14 protein-coding genes and 1 pseudogene are annotated in these 21,138 nt (G+C 72.9%); 8 read left to right on the forward strand and 7 right to left on the reverse strand.

Annotated elements, in window-relative coordinates:
* The first annotated feature begins 28 nt into the window (after positions 1-28).
* A complete protein-coding gene (locus tag VSR01_RS23185; RefSeq protein ID WP_326451084.1) occupies positions 29-6,682 on the forward strand; it encodes an RHS repeat-associated core domain-containing protein in 6,654 nt (2,217 codons plus the stop codon).
* Positions 6,683-6,712: 30 nt separating this feature from the next.
* Positions 6,713-6,943, forward strand: coding sequence for a DUF7336 domain-containing protein (locus VSR01_RS23190; RefSeq protein ID WP_326451085.1), 231 nt, complete (start codon positions 6,713-6,715; stop codon positions 6,941-6,943).
* Positions 6,944-7,029: 86 nt separating this feature from the next.
* Here the strand turns inward: VSR01_RS23190 and VSR01_RS23195 are convergent, their stop codons facing one another.
* The 6 genes from VSR01_RS23195 to VSR01_RS23220 form a co-directional block, all read right to left on the reverse strand.
* Positions 7,030-8,718, reverse strand: coding sequence for a DUF2637 domain-containing protein (locus tag VSR01_RS23195; RefSeq protein ID WP_326451086.1), 1,689 nt, complete (start codon positions 8,716-8,718; stop codon positions 7,030-7,032).
* Positions 8,719-8,890: 172 nt separating this feature from the next.
* The gene (locus VSR01_RS23200; RefSeq protein WP_326451087.1) at positions 8,891-9,610 is read right to left on the reverse strand and encodes a DUF3558 domain-containing protein; all 720 of its coding nucleotides are present in this window, start codon (positions 9,608-9,610) and stop codon (positions 8,891-8,893) included.
* A 111-nt stretch (positions 9,611-9,721) separates the two neighbouring features.
* On the reverse strand, positions 9,722-10,627 hold the full coding sequence (locus VSR01_RS23205) for a hypothetical protein (RefSeq protein ID WP_326451088.1): 906 nt from the start codon (positions 10,625-10,627) through the stop codon (positions 9,722-9,724).
* Positions 10,628-10,812: 185 nt separating this feature from the next.
* Positions 10,813-11,619 (reverse strand): LAGLIDADG family homing endonuclease, encoded by an 807-nt coding sequence (locus tag VSR01_RS23210; protein ID WP_326451089.1) that lies wholly within the window; start codon positions 11,617-11,619, stop codon positions 10,813-10,815.
* Positions 11,620-11,692: 73 nt separating this feature from the next.
* Positions 11,693-12,457 carry an SDR family oxidoreductase gene (locus VSR01_RS23215; protein ID WP_326451090.1) on the reverse strand — a complete coding sequence of 255 codons (765 nt, stop codon included), beginning with the start codon at positions 12,455-12,457 and terminating at the stop codon, positions 11,693-11,695.
* A 100-nt stretch (positions 12,458-12,557) separates the two neighbouring features.
* Entirely contained in the window at positions 12,558-13,109 is a 552-nt protein-coding gene (locus VSR01_RS23220) for a hypothetical protein (protein WP_326451091.1), read from the reverse strand.
* Positions 13,110-13,403: 294 nt separating this feature from the next.
* Here VSR01_RS23220 and VSR01_RS23225 point away from each other — a divergent pair, with 294 nt between their 5' ends.
* A complete protein-coding gene (locus VSR01_RS23225; protein ID WP_326451092.1) occupies positions 13,404-14,711 on the forward strand; it encodes an acyltransferase family protein in 1,308 nt (435 codons plus the stop codon).
* 289 nt (positions 14,712-15,000) lie between these two features.
* On the opposite strand, the gene VSR01_RS23230 is transcribed toward VSR01_RS23225, so the two are convergent.
* Entirely contained in the window at positions 15,001-15,639 is a 639-nt protein-coding gene (locus tag VSR01_RS23230) for a hypothetical protein (RefSeq protein WP_442785519.1), read from the reverse strand.
* A 107-nt stretch (positions 15,640-15,746) separates the two neighbouring features.
* Here VSR01_RS23230 and hemL point away from each other — a divergent pair, with 107 nt between their 5' ends.
* The 5 genes and pseudogenes from hemL to VSR01_RS23255 all read left to right on the forward strand — a co-directional run bounded on the left by hemL (position 15,747) and on the right by VSR01_RS23255 (position 21,138).
* Complete coding sequence (gene hemL, locus VSR01_RS23235) at positions 15,747-17,093, forward strand: glutamate-1-semialdehyde 2,1-aminomutase (RefSeq protein WP_326451094.1); 1,347 nt, start codon at positions 15,747-15,749, stop codon at positions 17,091-17,093.
* Positions 17,090-17,734, forward strand: a complete 645-nt coding sequence (locus VSR01_RS23240; RefSeq protein ID WP_326451095.1) for a histidine phosphatase family protein — start codon at positions 17,090-17,092, stop codon at positions 17,732-17,734. Before hemL ends, VSR01_RS23240 begins: the two co-directional genes overlap by 4 nt.
* A 592-nt stretch (positions 17,735-18,326) precedes the next feature.
* Entirely contained in the window at positions 18,327-19,598 is a 1,272-nt protein-coding gene (locus tag VSR01_RS23245) for a hypothetical protein (protein ID WP_326451096.1), read from the forward strand.
* 88 nt (positions 19,599-19,686) lie between these two features.
* Positions 19,687-20,297: pseudogene (locus tag VSR01_RS23250) on the forward strand (TlpA family protein disulfide reductase).
* Position 20,298: 1 nt separating this feature from the next.
* Positions 20,299-21,138: a cytochrome c biogenesis CcdA family protein gene (locus VSR01_RS23255; RefSeq protein WP_326451097.1), complete on the forward strand. Its 840-nt coding sequence runs from the start codon at positions 20,299-20,301 to the stop codon at positions 21,136-21,138.

Here is a 21,138-nt window from a genome sequence, read left to right on the forward strand (position 1 = left end):
CGGGCGGGTCCGCAGAAGGGGGTTCGGCGTGAGCCGGTTCCGGTGGCCCAGTGCTGCCCTGCTCGGCACGGCGGGGGTGGCGGCGATGGCCGTGCTGGCGGCGACGGCCCAGCCCGCGGCCGCGGTGCCGCGTACGCGTGCCGTCGCACATGGCGCACACGCCGCACACGCCGCACCCGCCGCGCAGGACGAGGCGGGCGCGCACCCGTCCCAGGACGCCGGAGGCAGCCGAAGCGCCGACGTGCTGGTCAACGGCTACGGCGACAGCGCCGGCTACCACCTCGCTCTCGCCACCGGGGCCGGCGGCTACGTCTGGCGCCAGATCGCCGTGCTGCGCCCCGGGAACATCGACGACTCCTCCTGGACCGGCTACCAGGGCCTGTCCGGCGACGGCCGCTACGCCGCGGTCACCGTGCTGCCCGCGATGGCGGTGAACCAGGCCGCCGCCCGCGACCACGGGGCCTTCGCCTACGCGGTGGACCTGCGCACCGGCGCGGTCAGGCCCGTCGCCGAGGGCGTCGCGCTGAAGTACCACTCGCCGGGCTGCGGTATCGACGACACCGCGGTGTTCACCGTCAACCCCGGTGACAACGAGCAGCGCACCCAGGTGCTCAGCGTCGACCTCGCCTCCGGCAAGGTCGAGCAGTCGGCCGGCGTGGCCGGTCAGGTCACCTCGGTGGTGCCCACGCCGGACGGCCCGGTCGGCGTGCTCGGCGGCTCGATCGTCCGCATCCCCGCCGGCACGCTCGCCGCGCCGGTGAAGCTGGCCGACGCCGGCGGCCAGGCCTACGACCTGCGGCCGGAGTCCGGCGGCGGCGTGGACTTCGCGGTACAGCGGGCCGGCGGGGCGCGGACCTCGCTGCTGCTGCGCGAGCGCGGCGGGAAGGTGAGCGTCCTCGGCGAGGGCCCGGCCGCCGGCCTGCGGCTGATGCAGGGCCGGGCCGGCCGTCCCGCCGCGCTCGGCGCGACCCGGCTGGCCGCCGGTTCCGGACTGCGCGAGATCTCCGCGCGCGGACTGCCGGCGGGGGCCGCGAGCGTGTCCGCGGTGTCGCTGGACGGCGCCGAGGCGATCGCCGCGGGACCGAAGACCACGGCCGGCGCGCCGCTCGTCCTGGACACCGCCCGGCACACGCTGCTCAAGCGCCCCGCCGCCGCGGCCCCCTCGAAGGCCGCGGTCACCGCGCTGCCCGGCCCGGTGACCGCGAGCGGCGCGGTCGCGCCGATGACCAGGCAACTCGCGGCGGCCCAGACCACCCCGAAGTGCGCGGTGGACCGGCTCGCGGAGAACCGCCAGGTGATGCAGCCCTCGGCGAACCAGGTGTCCTGGGCGATCGAGATGGCCGAGCAGGGCCTGCTGACCGGTTCGGCCTACCAGCGCCCGGCGAACTACGCCAATCTCGGCCTGGTCGCGTACGCGCCCAACGACGACTTCGCCCGCGTCGCGCTGAAGCACCCGTCGAGCGACACCTTCGACTCGGTGCCGCGATCGGTGTACGAGGCGATCGTGGCGCAGGAGTCCAACTACAGCCAGGCGTCCTGGCACGCCCTGCCCGGCATCCCCGGCGGCGCGCTGGTCGGCGACTACTACGGCGCCGGCGGCTCGATCACGCACATGGACTACTCCAAGGCCGACTGCGGCTACGGCCTGGGCCAGGTCACCACCGGCATGTCCAACGGCGACACCACCTACTCCCAGCACGGGCAGTGGAAGATCGGCGTGGACTACCAGGAGAACCTGGCGGCCGGCCTGCAGATCCTGGAGCGCACCTGGAACCAGCTGTACGACGCCGGCATCACCGTCAACGGCGGCGACCCGAAGTACCTGGAGAACTGGTACCTGGCGGCGTGGGCGTACAACTCCGGCATCCAGCCGACCGCGGCCTTCGGCAACACCACCGGCTGCACACCCGGCCCGACCTGCACCGGCCCGGACGGCACCTGGGGCCTGGGCTGGTCCAACAACCCGGCCAACCCCGACTATCCGCCGACCCGCGCGCCGTACCTGAAGAACTCCTACGCCGACGCCTCGCACCCCGCGGACTGGCCGTACCAGGAGCGGATCATGGGCTGGATCGGCCAGCCCATCCTGCGGTTCAACTCGCCCGCCTACGCCACCCCCAGCTACCACGGCGGCAAGACCTGGCTGCAGATCCCGTCGCCGACGGCCTTCTGCACCACCGCCGGCAACAAGTGCGACCCCACGGGCGCGAACCCGAAGATGTGCACCCTGTCGGACTCCGAGTGCTGGTGGAGCCAGCCCGTCACCTTCGTCTCGGACTGCTCGACGACCTGCGCCACCAGTCCGTACACCGTCAGCGCCGGTTCGACCGAGCCGACGGTGGTCACACCGCACCCGCACCCGCCGTCCTGCTCGCTGGACACCGCGCACGTGCACGACGAGGGCAGCGGCTCCCCGATCATCGTGGACGAGTCGCAGAGCCAGCCGCCGCTGAACCTGGTGGGCTGCGGATCGTCCAACTGGTCGCAGAACGGCACCTTCACCTACAGCTACGGCACCGACTCCTCGGGCAACCCGGTCGGCGCGATCGACACCCACCAGCTCGGCGTCGGCTTCGGCGGCCACGTGCTGTTCACCCACACCGAGGACGGGTCCAACCCGGCGGAGATCAACACCGGCACCTGGACGCCGAACCTGCCCAAGCTGCAGTACTACAAGATCAAGCTGCACTTCCCGTCCACCGCGGCCTCGGCGACCAACGTCGTCTACAGCGTCAACCCCGGCGGCGGCGCCGCCCCCTGGAAGATCCGCGTCAACCAGGACTGGGGATCCGAGCAGTGGGTGACCATCGGCACGTTCGCGATGGAGAACGGCGGCAACGTCAAGCTCACCAACAAGAGCGAGATCACCGGCTCCGGCAACATCAACTACGCGGACTACGACGTCGCCTACGACGCGGTCGCCTTCATCCCCGAAGGCGGCAGCCCCGGCCACCCGATCGGCGGCCCGCCCGGAGTGAAGGACGCGCCCAAGGGCTCCAACCCGGCCTTCGTCCAGTGCGGCTGCGTGCGGCGCACCGCCGGCGACCCGGTCGACACCAGCACCGGCTACTTCGGCGACAGCTGGACCGACCTGTCGACGCCCGGCCGCGGCATGCCGCTCGCCTTCACCCGCGACTACGCCGAAGCCGTCGCCGACCCCGCGGGGCCCAACGGCTCACTCGCGGTCAACGGGCCCTTCGGCTACGGCTGGACGTACGCCTACGGCATGTCCGCCGCCACCGACGGCAGCACCGGCGACGTGACCGTCACCCAGGAGGACGGCTCACAGGTCACCTTCGCCGACGCCTCGGGTACGTACACGCCCACCGCCCCGCGCTACGACGCGACCCTCACCAAGTCCGGCAGCACCTACACCTTCACCCGCACCTCGAAGGACGTCTTCACCTTCGAGGTGGCCACCGGACGCCTGACCTCCGAGACCGACCTCGTCGGGAGCAAGGCCAGTCCGCCGTACGCCACCAAGCTCGCCTACGACAGCGGCGGCCACCTGTCGACGGTCACCGACCCCGGCGGCCGCGTCTACACCCTGACCTGGACCGGCAGCCACATCACCGGCGTCAAGGACACCGCCGGCCGCACCGTGACCTACGGCTACAGCTCCGCGGGCGACCTCACCGACGTCTACGGCGTCGGCACCACCCGCAGCCCGGCGCTGAAGGACGACGACCACACCGTCTACACCTACGACGCGCACCACCTGATGACGTCGATGCGCAGCCCGGCCAACTTCGGCTCGACCGCGACGCCCACGCCCGTCACCTCGATGACGTACGACAGCGCCGAACGGGTCCTCACCCAGACCGACGCCACCGGGAAGACCACGACCTTCGCCTACGGCCCCGACTCCGGCGCCGGGCTGACGGCGGGGCAGACCCTGACCACCGACCCGGCCGGCCACAAGACCCTCGACACCTACGCCGACAACCTGCTCACCTCCGAGACCAAGGGCTACGGCACACCTGACGCCGCCACCTGGACGTACACCTACGACCCGGTGACGCTCGGCGTCAGCTCCGTCGCCGACCCCGACGGCAACCTGCGGACCTTCGCCTACGACAACCACGGCAACAAGATCTCCGAGAGCGACGCCCGCGGCTTCACCACCAGCTACCTCTACGACGACGACGACAACCTCGTCGAGACCGTCGACCCCGCCGGACTGCAGACCCTCTACCGCTACGACGAGGCCGGGCACATCGCCGCCGGCGGCACCGGCTACGGGCTGCTCACCAGCCTCACCAAGCAGGCGGTCGGCGACGACGCCACCGCCCAGCCGCGCACCGTCGCCCTCTACTACGACGACACCGCGCACCCCGGCGACGCCACCCGCACGGTCGACGCGCGCGGCCACACCTCGTCCAACGCCTACGACAGCGCGGGCGACATCGTCAGCAGCACCGACGCGGCCGGTGACGTCACCAAGTACGGCTACAACCTGGCCCGCGGCCTGGTCACCTCCGTGGTGACCCCGATCGGCAGCGCGGCCGGCACCCAGCCCGGCTGCACCCCGCCCGCCACCGGCTGCACCACCTACGCCTACGACGCCTGGGGCAACGTCTCGGCCACCACCGACGCACTCGGCCACGCGGCCACCGCCCGCTACGACGCGGACGGCAACAAGCTGTCGGCCACCGACGCCAACGGCCGGACGACCGGCTACGGCTACGACGCCGTCGGCCGGCAGACCAGCGTGACCCGCGCCGACGGCACCGTCACCAGGACCGTCTACAACGGCGACGGCACCGTCCACCAGACCCAGGACGCGGCGAACGCCGCCACCGTCTACGCCTACGACGCCCAGGGCCGCCAGACCTCCCGCACCGACCCCGACGGCCAGACCACCACCGCCGCCTACGACCCGGCGGGGAACCTGCTGACGGTCACCGACCCCGACCACCGGACCACCACCTACACCTACGACCCGGCCGGCAACGCCACGTCGATCGACTACTCCGACCCGGCCACCCCCGACGTCACCGCCCTCACCTACGGAGCGGCCGGCAACCTGACGTCGATGACCGACGCCACCGGCACCAGCACCCTCGGCTACGACGCCTTCGGCGACGTCCTCAGCCACACCGACGGCGCGGGCGACACGGTCGGATACCGCTACGACCAGAACGGCAACGTCACCGCGACGACCTACCCGGCCGGCGGCACCGTCACCCGCACCTTCGACAACGCCGACCGGCTGTCCGGGCTGACCGACTGGAACGGCAAGGCCACCACCTTCGGCTACAGCGCCGACGGCCAGTGGACGTCGACCGTCTTCCCCAACGGCACCACCGCCACCACCGGCCTGGACGGCGCGGACCACCCGCGCTCGGACACCCTCGCCACCAGCGGCGGCACCACGCTGGCCGCGCTGACCTACACCCGCGACAACACCGGCCGGCTCAGCGGCGAGACCCCCGCCGGCGTGCCGGGCAGCGCCCAGACCTACGGCTACGACGCACGCGAGCAGCTCGCCTCCGCCACCAGCGGCGGCACCACGACCGCCTTCGCGCACGACGCGGCCGACAACCCCGTCCAGGTCGGCGCCGTCAACCAGGTCTTCGACAGCGCCGGACGGCTGTGCTGGAGCACCACCGCGGCCCTCGGCACCGGCGCCTCCTGCGCCGCCCCCGCGACCGGCGCGACCACCTACGCCTACGACGACGAGGGCGACCGGACCGGCCGGACCACCTCGGCCGGAGCCACCGCCTATGGCTACGACCAGGCCCACCGGCTGACCTCGGTGAGCGGCACCACCACCGCGTCCTACGCCTACGACGGCAACGGGCTGCGCGCCGCCAAGACCGTCGGCGCCGTCACCACCCGCTTCACCTGGGACGACCAGGACGTCCCCGACCTGCTCTCCGACGGCGCCACCAGCTACCTCTACGGCCCCGGCGGCACCCCGGTCGAGCAGATCGGCGCCACCACCCAGTGGTACTTCCACGACCAGCTCGGCTCCACCCGCGCCCTGGTGGGCTCCACCGGCGCCATCACGGGCGGCTACGCCTACACCCCCTACGGCGCGGTCTCCTCGCACACCGGCACGGCGACGACCCCGCTGGAGTACGCCGGCCAGTACACCGACGCCGAGACCGGGCTGCAGTACCTGCGGGCTCGCTACTACGACCCGTCGACCGCCGAGTTCCTCACCGTCGACCCCCAGGTGCGCAGCACCCTCAGCGCCTACGGCTACACCGCCGGCGACCCGCTGAACCAGGTCGACCCGACCGGGCAGTTCTGGGGGCTGCTGGCCGCGGCGGCCGGCGAGCTCGCCGCCACGGTGACCCTGCCCGAACTGATCGTGGTGGCGGTGGTGGCGGTCGTCGTGGTCGCCGCGATCTGGTACACCGCGAGCGTCATCAACGACGACATCAACACCTGGTCGGACTCCTGGGGCTCCTCCGACTCCTACAGCTCGTCGAACTCCTACGACAGCAACCCCGGCATCCTCCAGGCGAAGAAGTCCAAGAGCTCCGGCAAGGCCCGCGCCACCGACATCCCGTCCTGGGCCCGCGGCAAGGGCAAGAACGCCGACGAAACCGATCAGGAAGCAGCCGAGCGCATCTTCAAGGAGCACTACGGCCGCTGCCCGACCAAGCAGGAGAAGGGCCCCGGCGGCGAGATCAGTAAGATCAAGAAGGGGCTGAGCCGTCACGACAAGTAACCCCCGCCGCACGGGAGTCGGGAGTCAGCCATGGCCGAGGAGAAATCCGCCTACGTCCTGGTCGTCCATGTCCACGAGTTCGACGACGGGTCGGAGGACCTGAAGATCATCGGCCTGTACCGCACCGAGGAACGCGCCCGCGCCGCGGTGGAGCGGGCCCGGACCCTCCCGGGCTTCCGCGACACCCCGGACGGCTTCTCGGTGGTGCCGTACGAACTCGACGTGACCGGCTGGACCGAGGGATTCACCACCGAGGAGTGAAGCCGACCCCTCCCGCCGGGCCGCGGCGGCGGGAGGGGCCGCGAGCGCGAGTTGCGGGCTGTGGGTTACGGGCTACGGGCTGTGGGCTACGGGATGGTCTCCGCGTTCGCCTCGGAGGTGTAGCGGTAGCGCAGCTCGCGCACGGCCTTGACGAGGTGGCGCTCCTCGGGCGGCGTGCCGCTGTACAGCTCGGGCAGGAAGCGCGCGAGCTGCCGGGCGCCCGGGAGCGTGCCGTTCTGCTGGGCGTAGGCGCGGTAGGCCGCGAAGTAGGCGTCCGCGGGGGAGACGTCCTCGGGCAGATCGAGCCCCGCCAGCGGGAAGGTCTCCAACTCCACCTCGGGCTCGGGCTCGGGACCCGGCTCCGGCTGGGCGGACGGCTGTTGCTGCGGCTGCTGTTGCTGTGCTGCGGGGGCGGGCTGGGTCTGCGCGGGGGCGGCCTGCTGCGCCTGCTGGTACGGGCCCGCCCCGGGCTGCTGCTCCTGGCCGGGGCCGGGGAAGGCGTGGCCGTTGGCGCCGGCGGGGCCGCCGTGGCCGGCGTCGGCTCCGTTCACCCCGTCGAAGCCGGCGCCCTGACCGTTGACCTGGCCGTTGACGGGACCGCCGGCGCCGTTCGCGGGGACGGCCCCGGTCACGCCGTTGCCGCCGTTCATCCCGTTCGGCGCGCCGCCGTTGAGCGCGCCGTAGCCCAACGGCCGCTCCTGGTACGGCCCGACCGGGGCCATCACCGGCTGCTGCGGGTACTGCTGCTGGTACTGCTGCGGGTACGGCGGCGCGAACCACGGGCTGTCGTGCGGCATCACCGGCTGCCGCGGCACCGAGCCGTCGTCCGCGTACTGCTCGTACCCCGGCTCCGCCCCCTGCTGAGGGTCGTAGAACTCCTGGAACTCCTGCTGGACCGGCGGAGGTTGCCGCATCCCCGCGGCGACCGGGGGCGCCTGCTCGGCGGTGGGCCCCTGCTGCCCGCCCGGTGCCGGGACCGCCGCGGACTGCCCTGTCCGCCCCGACTGCCCCTGCGGCTCGGCCTGTTCGGTCCCCGCCGCCGCGCCGGACGGCTGCGCGGCCGCCAACTCCTTGACCACCGGGGCCACGTCGATGCCCGCGGCGGCGAGCCCCGCCTCCGCGGTCTCGGCCAGCGGCACCCCGTAGCGGGCCAGCCGCAGCGGCATGATCGCCTCGATGGGCGCCCTGCGCCGCCACGCGACGCCGTAGCGCGCCCGCAGCCGGGCCCGGTAGACCAGGCGGTCCTGCTCGCGGCGGATCGTCTCCTCGTACGACCGCAGCTCCCACAGCTTCATCCGCCGCCACAGCCGGAAGGTCGGCACCGGCGCGAGCACCCAGCGGGTGATCCGCACCGACTCCATGTGCTTGTCCGCGGTGATGTCCGCGACCCGGCCGATCGCGTGCCGGGCGGCCTCGACGGCCACCACGAACAGCACCGGGATGATCGCGTGCATGCCGACGCCCAGCGGGTCGGGCCAGGCAGCCGCGCCGTTGAACGCGATCGTCGCCGCGGTCAGCAGCCACGCGGTCTGCCGCAGCAGCGGGAACGGGATGCGCAGCCAGGTCAGCAGCAGGTCCAGCGCCAGCAGCACGACGATGCCGGCGTCCACGCCGATCGGGAAGACGTTCGCGAACCAGCCGAAGCCCTTGTGCAGGGCCAGCGTGCGCACCGCGGCGTAGGAACCGGCGAAACCGATCCCCGCGATCACCACCGCGCCCGCCACCACGATCCCGACCAGTATCCGGTGCGTGCGGGTCAAACGTATCGCGGCCACCCGCGACCCTCCTGCGCTCGGGCCGCCGTTCCTGCGACGGCGGCTCCTGTTCCCGTGACTAGGCGGCCCCAGACTGCCATACGAGTGCGCTCATAGGGATAACGGTTGATCGGACAAACGTACGGATACGGGGGCCAGGGAGGCGCAGTCCGGCGCGGTTTTCCGCGTACTGTTACGCGTTCGCCGCCGCGAGAGCCGCCACGGCGTCCTTCGCCGCGCGCTCGGCGCCGCTCACCACGGTCGCGGCGCTCGGGTTCTTCTTGCCGACCAGACCCGCGCCGTCGTACTCCACGAGCACCACCACGTTGCCGCTGAGCGCCACCACCGTGTCGTTCTGCGAGGTGACCTTCGCCACCGTGGCCCGGCCCGCGACCGAGGTCGCCCGGTCACCGATGCCGGTCACCGCGGTGGAGCTGAAGCCCTTGACCGCGCCCAGCTCGCCGACCTGCTGGGCGTACCGCTTCTGCGCCTGCTGCTCGCCCGAGCCGAGCTGCGGGTCGTTGGCGAAGCGCTGCAGCGTCACCGACAGCCAGCGGTACTGGTAGCCGTCCTTGCCGTTGCCGGTCCACGAGCAGCCGCCGCGGGTGGCGGCGTCCGAGCTGGTGGCCACCGTGCCCTTCGGGTTCTTCGCCTTGGGGACCAGCGCGGCGACGGTGGACGCGGAGACCGCCTTGCACGAGGCGGGCAGCGCGGCGTACTTCACCGGCGCGACGGTCGGGGTCGGGGTGCCGCTCCCGGCGCCCGCGCCGGTCGACGCGCTCGGGGAGTCCTTGCCCGCGTCCGAGCCGTCCGAGCCGCCGGACGAACAGCCGGCGATCAGCATCGCGGCCAGGACCGCGCAGGCCAGCAGCCCGCCGGCCAGACGCGGAGCGGTGCGTCGGGGTCGTTCCATGGTGCGGTGGTCCTTTGCTCGCCGAAGTGACGTGCTCGCCGACGTGACGTCCGGGTGGACGCCGGGCTTCGCCGGGCACCCACCTTAAAGGGCCGCGCGGGTGCGGCGGGCCTACTTCTCGACGCTGCGCTGGAGCTCCACGGCCACCTGCTGCGCGGATTTCTGCAGGTCAGCGCTTTGCGGTGGGGTCGCGCCCTTGGGCGCGGAGGCCACATAGGTGACGCTCACCACGACGTTCGCGGTGCGGAAGACCACCGTCACCGTGCGCCGCGGGCCGGCCGCTGGCGTCTTCAGCACGTCGTCGATGAACGCGGCGTTGCCCAGGTCGGTGAGACGGCGCGGCGCCAGGCTCGGGTCGGCGGAGGTGCCGTCGCCGCTGCTCGCGCCGCTGCCGCCGTCCTGGCCGCTCGTGCCCGAGGACGAGCCGCCGGACCCGTCGTTCGTGCCCTTGCTGCCCCCGGCGCCGCCGCCCGCCGTGCCCTGGCCGCCGTCCGCGGAGGAGCCGCCCGCCGCGCCGGTGGACGCGCCGGTCGGCGTGCCCGTGCCGCCCAGCGGCGTCAGCGGGATCGAGGCCGCCTGCGCGCGCTGGTCGAAGTCGGACTCCGCCTGCACCTCGTCGCTCACGCCCGGGTCGTAGGAGACCACCCGCTCCAGGTCCACGGTCAGCCAGTGCGCGTAGCCGCCCGGCCCGGCGCCGTGCCACGCGCAGCCCACCCGGCGGTCGGTGTCGTACGTCAGCGACTCGTCGCCCGCGTAGTCCTTCGCGCCCGGCACCAGCTTCCGCAGCTCGTCCGGGTCCACCGAGGCGCACGGCTGCGGCAGCGTCTGGTACTTGCCCGGCGGCAGCGCCGGCGACGTGCTGCCGCCGGCCGGCAGCGACTTCCCGTCGGACGCGGCGTCCGCGGAGGCGCCCCCGCCGGTGCAGGCGCTCACCGTGCCCAGCACGGCCGCCGCCAGCACCGCCGCGACGGACGCCCGCGCCGACGGGGACGGCAGCCGCCCGCGAATGGACCGCACCTGGCCTCGCCCCTTCCTCCGGCCCTTCGGACCCGCTCCCGCTCCCGTGCCCGGCACCGCCCGTTCCCGATCCCGGCCGGCCCCGGTCAAAAGCGGACGCGCCGCGCTAAACCCTTGGCGCACCCGAGCGCGCCCCGGACACAATGTCTACCGCACGTCCCCCCACGAGCGCCCGTCGGGGCGGATTATCGGGTGACGTGTTCACGCGTGTCCGTTGCGCAAACGCCACAGCCGCATGCCGCAACTCGCGGTGGATCGGCCCAGGCGGTGTGCGGCCGTGGCGGGGTCGCCGATCTCCAGGAGCGCTCGGTCCTCGTGCGGCCGCCAGCGCCGGCTCGGGGGCGTTTCGCGATGCCGTCCGGTCGGACCCATGCGGCGATCCGTTGCGCCGACGCGTGCTTGCGCTCGAGCGCGAGGGCATCGGGGTAGTAGAGGTGGCGGGCCAGCTCGACCGCGGTTTCCCGCATGTAGGCGACGTTGTACACGCCGTCGCGCGCGTTGCGGCGCGTACGGCGCTCGGTCCCGGTCGTCTGCCGGACGTAGAAGCACAGGTAGGCGGCGATGGCCGTGCTCGCCGTGGCGAGCGAGATGAACGGCAGGCCCTCCGCCGTGTGCCCGACGGAACCGTCGGCGTCGATGAGTCCACGCACGTAGTCACGTCGTGCGAACGGCACTCTGGGCGGCCGGACGATTGCCGACTTGCGGCCGTACGGAAGGCCCAGGGCCGCCAGGCGTTCGCGGGCTTCCAGGGCGCAGAGGGTCCAGATCGTCGACGTGTGCGCGGACGAGAAGTTGGTCGTGCGGGTACGCGTGGTGAGGGAACTCGGGTAGGGGGTGAGCCGCTGGAACTGGTGGAGTACGGACTCGTCCCGCGCGCTGATCTCGACCGTCAGGCGGCCCTTGCGTCCGGTGTCCCGCGCGAGGTGGCCGTCCATCTGCAGGAAGCCGAACATGTAGGCGTATTCGGGGATTTCGAGGTCCATGAAAGACATGGCCCGATCCTGCGGGGCGGGGCCCCTCGACCGGCGGCTTCTCGGCTCTCGTTCACTCGAACAGGTGAACGAATTACGGGGCGCCGCGGTGGACCTTGGTGTTGGAGGCCTGGGCGCGGGGGCGCAGGACGAGGAGGTCGACGTTGACGTGGGAGGGGCGGGTGACCGCCCAGGTGACGGTGTCGGCGACGTCGTCGGCGGTGAGCGGGGCGTCCACGCCCGCGTAGACCGCGGCGGCGCGGTCGGTGTCGCCGTGGAAGCGGGTCAGGGCGAACTCGTCGGTCTTCACCATGCCCGGGGCGATCTCGATGACGCGCACCGGGCGGCCGTTGAGCTCCAGCCGGAGGGTCTCGGCGATCACGTGGGCGCCGTGCTTGGCGGCCACGTACCCGCCGCCGCCCTCGTAGGTGGCCAGGCCCGCGGTGGAGGACAGCACGACGATCGTGCCGTCGCCGGACGCGGTGAGCGCGGGCAGCAGCGCCTGGGTGACGTGGAGCACGCCGAGGACGTTGACCTCGTACATGGTCCGCCACTCGGCCGGGTCGGCGCTCTCCACGGGGTCCGCGCCGAGCGCGCCGCCGGCGTTGTTGACCAGGACGTCGCAGCCGTCGAGGCCGGCGGCGAAGGCGTCGACCGCGGCCCGGTCGGTGACGTCCAGCGCGTGCGCCGCGACGCTGCGGCCGTCGGCGGCCAGCTCCTTCGCGAGCGCGTCGAGACGGTCGGCGCGGCGCGCGGTGAGCACCACGTGGAAGCCCGCCTCGGCCAGCCTGCGGGCGGTCGCGGCGCCGATGCCGCTGCTCGCGCCGGTCACCACCGCGGTACGGGTGCGGGTGCTCATCTCGGCTGCCGCCTTCCTGGGCTTCCTGGGCTTGCTGTGCTTGCTTGGGCTTGCTGGGCTTCCTCGGCTTCCTGCCGGACGGATGCAGGACATGCGGTGGTCAGGAGGCCGTGGCGAGCGGGCCGGGAGCCGTCCGCTGCGCCTCGGCGGTCAGCGCCCGCAGCATCACCTTCTGGTCGAAGGCGAGCAGGCAGACCGTCGCCGCGCACATCCCTGCCGCGAAGGCGATGTGGGCGGCCGGCGAGGTCGCGTGGACGCCGACCGCGCCGAACGCCAGGTGCACGCCGACGCGCAGCGCGATCAGGCCGGCCGCGAGCTTGCGGGTCCTGCGCGCCTTGAGCATCGCGCGGGCCGTCTTCAGCCGGCCGCGCAGCACGGTCCGGGCCAGCGCGATGTTCACGACGGCGGCGACCGCGAGCACCACCCAGCCGTACGCGTAGCTCTTCACCACGTCGTACGAGGCGCCGATCAGACCCTCGAAGGCGAAGAACGCGACGGGGACCGGCTTGTAGGGCGCGGGCGACGCGGGCGGCGCGGTCGGCTCTGCGGTGGCGGTGGCCGGCTCGGCGGGAGTGGTCGGCTCCGCGGTGGCGGTGGCAGTGGCTGTGGCGGTGGCGGTGGCTGCCGCCGCGGGTTCCCCGTTGGTCGTCATGGCAGGAGTCTCGCCGGAGGGGGATGCCCGGCGGCAGGGCTGGACCTCCGGTCTTCGGCATGACGGATGTCATCAGGCGGCGGCGCCGGCGCCGGCATCGGCTGGGCACCGGTATCGGCATCAGCCACGGCGGCGGTGCGACCCGGCGCGATGCCCGGCGGGTGGCGACCCGGCGAACACCGCGTGTCTGTTCGGGGAGTGTCCGGCCAAGTCTCCGTTAACCGAAGTGGAATGCCGCTTCCTGTCCGATTCGTTCCCTGCTCTTTATCGTAGCTTGAAGCTTCATCCGGCTTGATGGGGACGGTTCATGAGGCATGCGGGCGGTGGGGCGGACGACTGGCCGCGCCCTCATCAGGTGACGGTACCCGGCGGGAGCCCGCTCGGCGTACGGACTCCGCTGGGGGTGCGTACCCCGCCCGCGGCGCCTCCCGCGTCCGCCGCATCTCCCGCGCCGGCCCCGCCGTACCCGCTCCCCGAGCAGCCGGCCCCGGGCCGCAGCCCGGCGCGCAGCCCGCGGCGACGACGCGGCCCGCGCCCGCCGCCCCCCGCCGCGCCCGCCTGTACATCATCGACGCCCTGCGGCTGCTCGCCGCGGTCATGGTGGCGCTGCACCACTACGTCGGCACCAAGCGCGTGGACACGCCGCACAACGTCGTGTGGGGCCGGCCCGCCTCCGACATCGTGCCGAGCGTCTTCCGCGTCGCCGCGTACGGCTGGATCGGCGTCGAGATCTTCTTCGTCATCAGCGGCTTCGTGATCTGCATGTCCTGCTGGGGGCGCAGGCCGCGGGACTTCTTCGTCTCGCGGGTGATCCGGCTGTACCCGGCGTACTGGTTCGGCGTGGTCTTCACCACCGTGGTGCTCACCGCGTGGCCGGCGATCTGGCCGAAGCCGACGCCGCGCCAGGCGCTGTTCAACCTCTCGATGCTGCAGTCCGGTTCGCGGATCGGGAACGTGGACGGCGTGTACTGGACGCTCTGGTCGGAGCTGCGCTTCTACCTGATATTCCTGGCGGTGGTGGCCTTCGGGCTGACCTACCGCCGGGTGGTGCTGTTCTGCTGCGTGTGGGGCGCGGTGGCGATGCTCGCGCCGGTCTCGGGCTTCCCCGCGCTGGTGCTGCTCGCCGACCCGGACGGCGCCTGGTACTTCATCGCGGGCCTGGCGCTGTTCCTGATGTACCGGTTCGGTCAGGACCTGCTGCTGTGGGGGATACTCGCGCTGTCCTGGCTGATGGCGCAGGACGAGCTGGGGCGGCGCATCGACACCGTGGAGCACGTGTCGAGCTGGCGCGGCGCGCTGCTGATCTACACGGTCTTCCTGCTGTTCATGGTGGGCGTCGCGCTGGGGCTGACCGACCGGGTGCAGTGGCGCTGGCTGGTCACCGCGGGCTCGCTGACGTACCCCTTCTACCTGCTGCACTACGCGGCGGGCACCACGGCGATCCACTACCTGCGCGACCGCTACGACGCGCGGCTGCTGGTGGCCGGGCTGATCGCGGGCGGGCTGCTGCTCAGCTACCTGGTGCACCGGCTGGTGGAGGGCCCGGTGTCCCGGCTGCTCAAGCGCGGCCTGACCAAGGCGTTCGCCCAACTCGACCGCTGACGGGCCCTGTTGCGCGCCCCCGCGGCCCGACCGGTCGCGTCGGCGACCGGTTGCGTCGGTCCGGCGCGTCCCGGGACCGGCCGCGGGTCCTTCCGGCCGCCGCTCGGTGTGATGCCGGTTTCGTACCCGTTCGCCGCCTTCCCCTGCCCCTGCTGCGAGTTCGGGTCGTGGCGCAGATCCGCCAGAGGCAGACGCGGGCGAAAAGGGCGTAACGGAACGGGAGTTCGGGCCGCGTCCGAGGTTCGTGGGCCGGCCCGGCGCAGGCCCCGGGCGGGGCCGGGAGCCGGGCTCAGGGCCAGACGAGGCAGTACAGCTGGTGGCCGGATTCCTCGCACCGGCGGGCGAAGTCCTGCCACTCGTGCAGCATCTGGTAGATCACGAACGCGTCGCGCGGGCCGCGCCGGTCGGGGACCGTGGACCAGATGAAGGCGGCGGCGCCCAGCGACTCCTCGTCGGCGGTGCGCAGCGGCTCCACGACCGAGGCGGGCAGCCGGACCACCGCGTAGTCGGGGTGCAGGACGACCAGTTCCAGCGGCGGCACCTTGGACGGGGGTATGCCCTCGATGCCGGTGAGCACCATCGCGGCCATCGTCTCCGGCTTGACCTTGGTGTACATGCCCTGACCGAGTTCGTCGCCGCCCAGTTCCTCGGGTCGCATGGAGATCGGAACGCGTGCCGCGGTGGCCCCGTCGGGTGCGCCGAAGTACTTGTAGGTCACCCCCACTCGGCCACCCCTGCTCCTGCTTTCTGCGGTCGGTCGTTGCGCCGGCCCCGCCGGCTGTCCTGTGCGGGGTTCCGACGGGTCCTGCGGTGTCTCGTGCGGCATGATGCGGTCCTTCGGGATGCGGCGGCGCCTGCCGGTGGGACGGGCGTCCTCGGGGTCGCGATCGCCGGACCCCTCGCCCCGTCCGCCACCACGCTGCTGCATTCCACTACCCGACCATCCGCTGACCCAACCATGCAACCCGATCATCGTCTCAGATGCCGGGTCGAGATCGTTGCGGCGCAACGCCCGGCGTTTGAGACGATGTGTTCGTGAGCGATCCCGTGACTGACCCGAACCCCGCGAGCCCCCCGGGCTATCCGTACGACGCACCATTGTCCCAGGAACTCTTCGAGCGCGCGGCCGCCGTGACGCCAGGAGGCGTGAACTCCCCGGTGCGCGCCTTCCGCGCGGTGGGCGGTACGCCCCGGTTCATGGTGTCCGGCTCCGGCGCGTACCTCACCGACGCCGACGGCAGGAGCTACGTCGACCTGGTGTGCTCCTGGGGACCGATGATTCTCGGCCACGCGCACCCGGAGGTGGTGGCGGCGGTGCAGCAGGCGGTGGCCCGCGGCACCTCCTTCGGCACCCCCGGCGAGGGCGAGGTGGCGCTCGCCGAGGCGATGACCGCCAGGGTGGCGCCGCTGGACCAGGTCCGCCTGGTGTCCTCCGGCACGGAGGCGACCATGTCGGCGATCCGGCTGGCCCGCGGCTTCACGGGGCGCAGCAAGGTGGTCAAGTTCGCGGGGTGCTACCACGGTCATGTAGACGCGCTCCTGGTGGCCGCGGGTTCCGGCGTTGCCACGTTCGGGTTGCCGGACACCCCCGGGGTGACGGGCGCGCAGGCCGGGGACACCCTGGTGCTGCCGTACAACGACATCGAGGCGGTGCGCGCCGCGTTCGCCGCGCACCCGGGCGAGATCGCCTGCGTGATCACCGAGGCGTCGCCGGGCAACATGGGCGTGGTCCCGCCGCGGGACGGCTTCAACGCGGCGGTGCGGCAGCTGTGCGCGGACGACGGCGCGCTGTACGTCTCCGACGAGGTGATGACGGGCTTCAGGGTCAGCGCGGGCGGCTGGTACGGCCTGGACGGCGTGGAGCCGGACCTGATGACCTTCGGCAAGGTGATGGGCGGCGGCTTCCCGGCCGCGGCCTTCGGCGGCCGGGCGGACGTGATGGCGCAGCTCGCGCCGGCCGGGCCGGTGTACCAGGCGGGCACGCTGTCGGGGAACCCGGTGGCCACCGCGGCCGGCCTGGCGCAGCTGCGGCTGCTGGACGCGGCGGCGTACGAGAAGGTCGACGCGGTGTCCCGGGAGATCCGCGGGCTGGTCGGCGAGGCGCTGACCAAGGAGGGCGTGGCGCACCGGGTGCAGAACGCGGGCAGCATGTTCTCGGTCTTCTTCACCGAGAACGAGGTCCGCGACTTCGACGACGCCAGGTCGCAGGAGAGCTTCCGCTACACCGCCTTCTTCCACTCCATGCTGGCCCAGGGCGTCTACCTGCCGCCGTCGGCCTTCGAGTCCTGGTTCGTGTCCACCGCGCACGACGAGCAGGCCGTGGCGCGGATCGCCGCCGCGCTGCCCGCCGCCGCGCGCGCCGCAGCGGAGGCCCGCGCATGAGCAGCGCCGAGGAACTGACCGTCGTCCACCTGATGCGGCACGGCGAGGTGCACAACCCCGACGGCGTGCTGTACGGGCGGGCGTCCGGTTACCACCTGTCCGAGCTGGGCCGGAAGATGGCCGAGCGGGTCGCCGAGCACCTGGCCGACCGGGACATCCGGTACGTGGTCGCCTCGCCGCTGGAGCGGGCGCAGGAGACGGCGGAGCCGGTCGCCGCGGCGCACGGCCTGCAGGTGGCGACCGACCCGCGGCTGATCGAGGCGGAGAACCGCTTCGCGGGGAAGAAGTTCGGCGTCGGCGACGGGGCGCTGAGCCAGGCGAACTGGAGGCTCCTGGTCAACCCGTTCAAGCCGAGCTGGGGCGAGCCGTACGTGGAGCAGGTCGTGCGGATGACCGCGGCGCTGGCGGCGGCGCGGGACGCGGCGCGCGGCCACGAGGCGGTGTGCGTCAGCCACCAGCTGCCGATCTGGACGGTGCGGTCGTACGCGGAGCGGCGGCGGTTGTGGCACGATCCGCGGCGGCGGCAGTGCACGCTGGCGAGTCTGACGACGTTCACGTACCGGGGGGACGAGATCGTGTCCGTCGGCTACAGCGAGCCGGCGCTGGATCTTGTGCCGGCGCACCTCCACGCCAAGCCCTAGCCGGGCGGGCGACGTCCCCCGGCATCCGGGGTGCCCCCGGCCCCGCGCCCCCGTCCGCGCCGCCGTGCGGGCCGCGCCCCTGCGGGGTTCGGGTTGCCCCTGGGGTGCCGTTGCCGTCTGCGTCGCCGTCGTGGTCGCTCGCGCAGTTCCCCGCGCCCCTGATGGGCCGGCGTCGGGCGTTCAGAAGACGTGCTGACGTCCACGCACGCCCCGCCAGGGGCGCGGGGAACGGCGCGGCGAGCCACTGCGGAGGCGCGGACGGGGGCGGCGGGCAGGGGCGGCCCGGATGCCGAGCGGCTGCTGCTGCGGCGCCGGGGGCGTACGGGGACGCCCGGGGTCGGGGCCCGGGGCCGCGCTCGGCGGCAGGGGGGCCGGGCGGGTTGACGCGCCGCGTATACCACATATCGCCGCGTTGTGCCGGAATGGGCGCATCGCGGTGATATTTATCGGCCACCCGAGGGTCGAGCCCGCCGTCGTGACCTGTTCGTCATAACCATGAGGAACCTGTGAACGTCGTATTGAATGACTAATCCCCGCTCTGGTGGCAGCCCCCCGCCCCCACGGCGGGGGACGCACGACGATCGGGGACCGCATGACTGCCACAACCCGCAGGCTGACCCGCAGGACCATGCTGACCACCACCGCCGGCGCCGCCGCCGCGGCCGCCCTCGCCGGCTGCGGCGCCGACCGCAAGGGCGCCGCCGCCCCGGCCCCCGCCGCGCAGAAGACCGGCGAGCACTCGGGCGCGAGCGCACCGCGGCCCCCCGCAAAAACGATTCGCCTGATCGGCGACGGCTCCACCGCCGACACCGGCCCGCAGCCGAACCAGCCCGTGGTGGACCGGCTGGAGCCCGGCCAGACCCCGCCGCAGTTCGTGATCTTCTCCTGGGACGGCGCCGGCGAGATCGGCAACGGCCTCTTCCCCCGCTTCCGCAAGCTCGCCGCCGACCACGGCGCGTTCATGACGTTCAACCTCTCCGGCCTCTACCTGCTGCCGGAGGACAAGAAGATGATGTACAACCCGCCGAACAGCCCGCGCGGCGCCTCCGACATCGGCTACCTCGCCGACGAGCACATCCGGATGACGCTGGACAACCTGCGGCAGGCGTGGCTGGAGGGCCACGAGATCGCCACCCACTTCAACGGCCACTTCTGCGCCGGGCGCGGCAGCGTCGCCCGCTGGACGCCGGAGGACTGGAAGAGCGAGATCGACCAGGCCGTGTCGTTCGTCACCCAGTGGAAGACCAACACCGGCTGGCACGACGAGGAGCCGCTGCCCTTCGACTACGCGAAGGAGCTGATCGGCAGCCGCACCCCGTGCCTGCTCGGGCAGGACAACCTGCTGCCCACCGCGGCCGCGCTCGGCTGGCGTTATGACACCAGCAACCCCGGCGGCAACCAGGTCTGGCCGGACAAGAGGCAGGGCATCTGGAACTTCCCGCTGCAGGCGATGCCCTTCCCCGGGCACAAGTTCGAGGTGCTGTCCATGGACTACAACATCCTGGCCAACCAGTCGCACGCCGCCACCCGCTCCGACCCGCGCAACTACCCCGGCTGGCGCAGCCAGGCCACCGCCTCCTACATCGCCGGCTTCCAGCGCGCCTACGAGACCAACCGCGCGCCGTTCTACATCGGCAACCACTTCGAGCAGTGGAACGGCGGCATCTACATGGACGCCGTCGAGGAGGCGCTCAAGCACATCGCCGCCCAGGGTCACAAGGACGTGCGGATGGTGTCGTTCCGGCAGTTCACCGACTGGCTGGACGCGCAGGACCCGGCGCTGCTGGCCAAGCTGCGCACGCTGGAGGTCGGCCAGCAGCCCACCGGCGGGTGGCGGGAGTTCCTCACCCCGGCCGCGGCCTGAGCCTTCCTTACTTGGGGCATATTGCCGCTTTTGGGGTCGGCGTCGGGGGCGGGACGAAGCGCCCGAAGGGCCATGCGAAACTTTTCACATGAGTCCTACCCGCGCCCTCCGCCGCCGACCCCTGCGCGGCGCCGCCGCGCTCGCCGGGGCCGCGGCGCTGGCGCTCACCGCGGCCGCGTGCGATTCCGGAACCTCCGGCTCCAGCGCCGGCGGCTCCAACTTCGTCAACGGCAGCGGCGAGATCATCCACATCAAGCCCGCCGACCGCAAGCAGGCGCCCGACCTCAGCGGCCGGGCGGTGGGCGGCGGCGACGCCAGCCTCGCGGCCTACAAGGGCAAGGTCGTGGTGATCAACATCTGGGGCTCGTGGTGCGCCCCCTGCCGCGCCGAGGCGCCCAACCTCGCCGCCGTCGCCAAGGCCGACCAGGCCAAGGGCGTGCAGTTCCTCGGCATCAACACCCGCGACGCCTCGCAGGCCAACGCGATCAGCTTCGAGAAGCGGTTCGGCATCACCTACCCCAGCTTCTACGACGAGCCGGGCAAGCTCATCCTGCGCTTCCCCCGGGCAGCGTGAACCCGCAGAGCCTGCCCGCCACGCTCGTCGTCGACCGGCAGGGCCGGATCGCCGCCCGCGCGCTCAAGGCGCTCAGCGAGGACGAGCTGCACGCGCTCGTCGACCCCGTCGCCGCGGAGAAGTGACATGGCCGGCGCCACGCTGACCGCCCTCGCGGCCGGTCCCGCACACCCCGGCGCGCTGCTCGCCGCGGCCCCCGCGCACCCCGCCGCCGTGCTCGCCGCCGACACCAGCCAGACCGTGCTCAGCGGGGCGCTGCTGGCAGCCATCCCGATCGCCATGTTCGCCGGGCTGATCTCCTTCTTCTCCCCGTGCGTGCTGCCGCTGGTGCCCGGCTACCTCTCCTACGTGACCGGCGTCACCGGCACCGACCTCGGCGAGGCCCGCAGGGGCCGGATGTTCGCCGGGTCGCTGCTGTTCGTGCTCGGCTTCAGCGCCGTCTTCGTCTCCGGCGGCGCGCTGTTCGGCAACTTCGGCGTCACCCTCCAGGCGCACCGCGAGGTGCTGACGAAGATCTTCGGTGCGCTGACCGTGGTGCTGGGCCTGGCCTTCATGGGCGTCATCGGCGGGCTGACCCAGCGCGAGTTCCGCTTCCACATGCGGCCCACCATGGGCCTGGCCGGGGCGCCGCTGCTCGGCGTGCTGTTCGGCCTGGGCTGGACGCCGTGCGTCGGCCCCACCCTCGGCGCGGTCAACACGCTGGCCTTCCAGGACGCCAGCGCGCTGCGCGGCGCGCTGCTCATGCTCTTCTACTGCCTGGGCCTGGGCGTGCCCTTCATTGTGGCCGCCATGGCCTTCCGCCGTACGCTCGGTGCGTTCGCGTGGGTCAAACGGCACTACGTCTGGGTCATGCGGGCCGGCGGCGGCATGCTGGTCGCGGTCGGCGTCCTGCTCGTGACCGGCGTGTGGGAGCACTTCACCAACCAGATGCAGGTCTGGTCGAGCGGCTTCACCCCAGGGGTCTGA

This window comes from Actinacidiphila sp. DG2A-62, assembly GCF_035825295.1.
Lineage (GTDB): Bacteria > Actinomycetota > Actinomycetes > Streptomycetales > Streptomycetaceae > Actinacidiphila.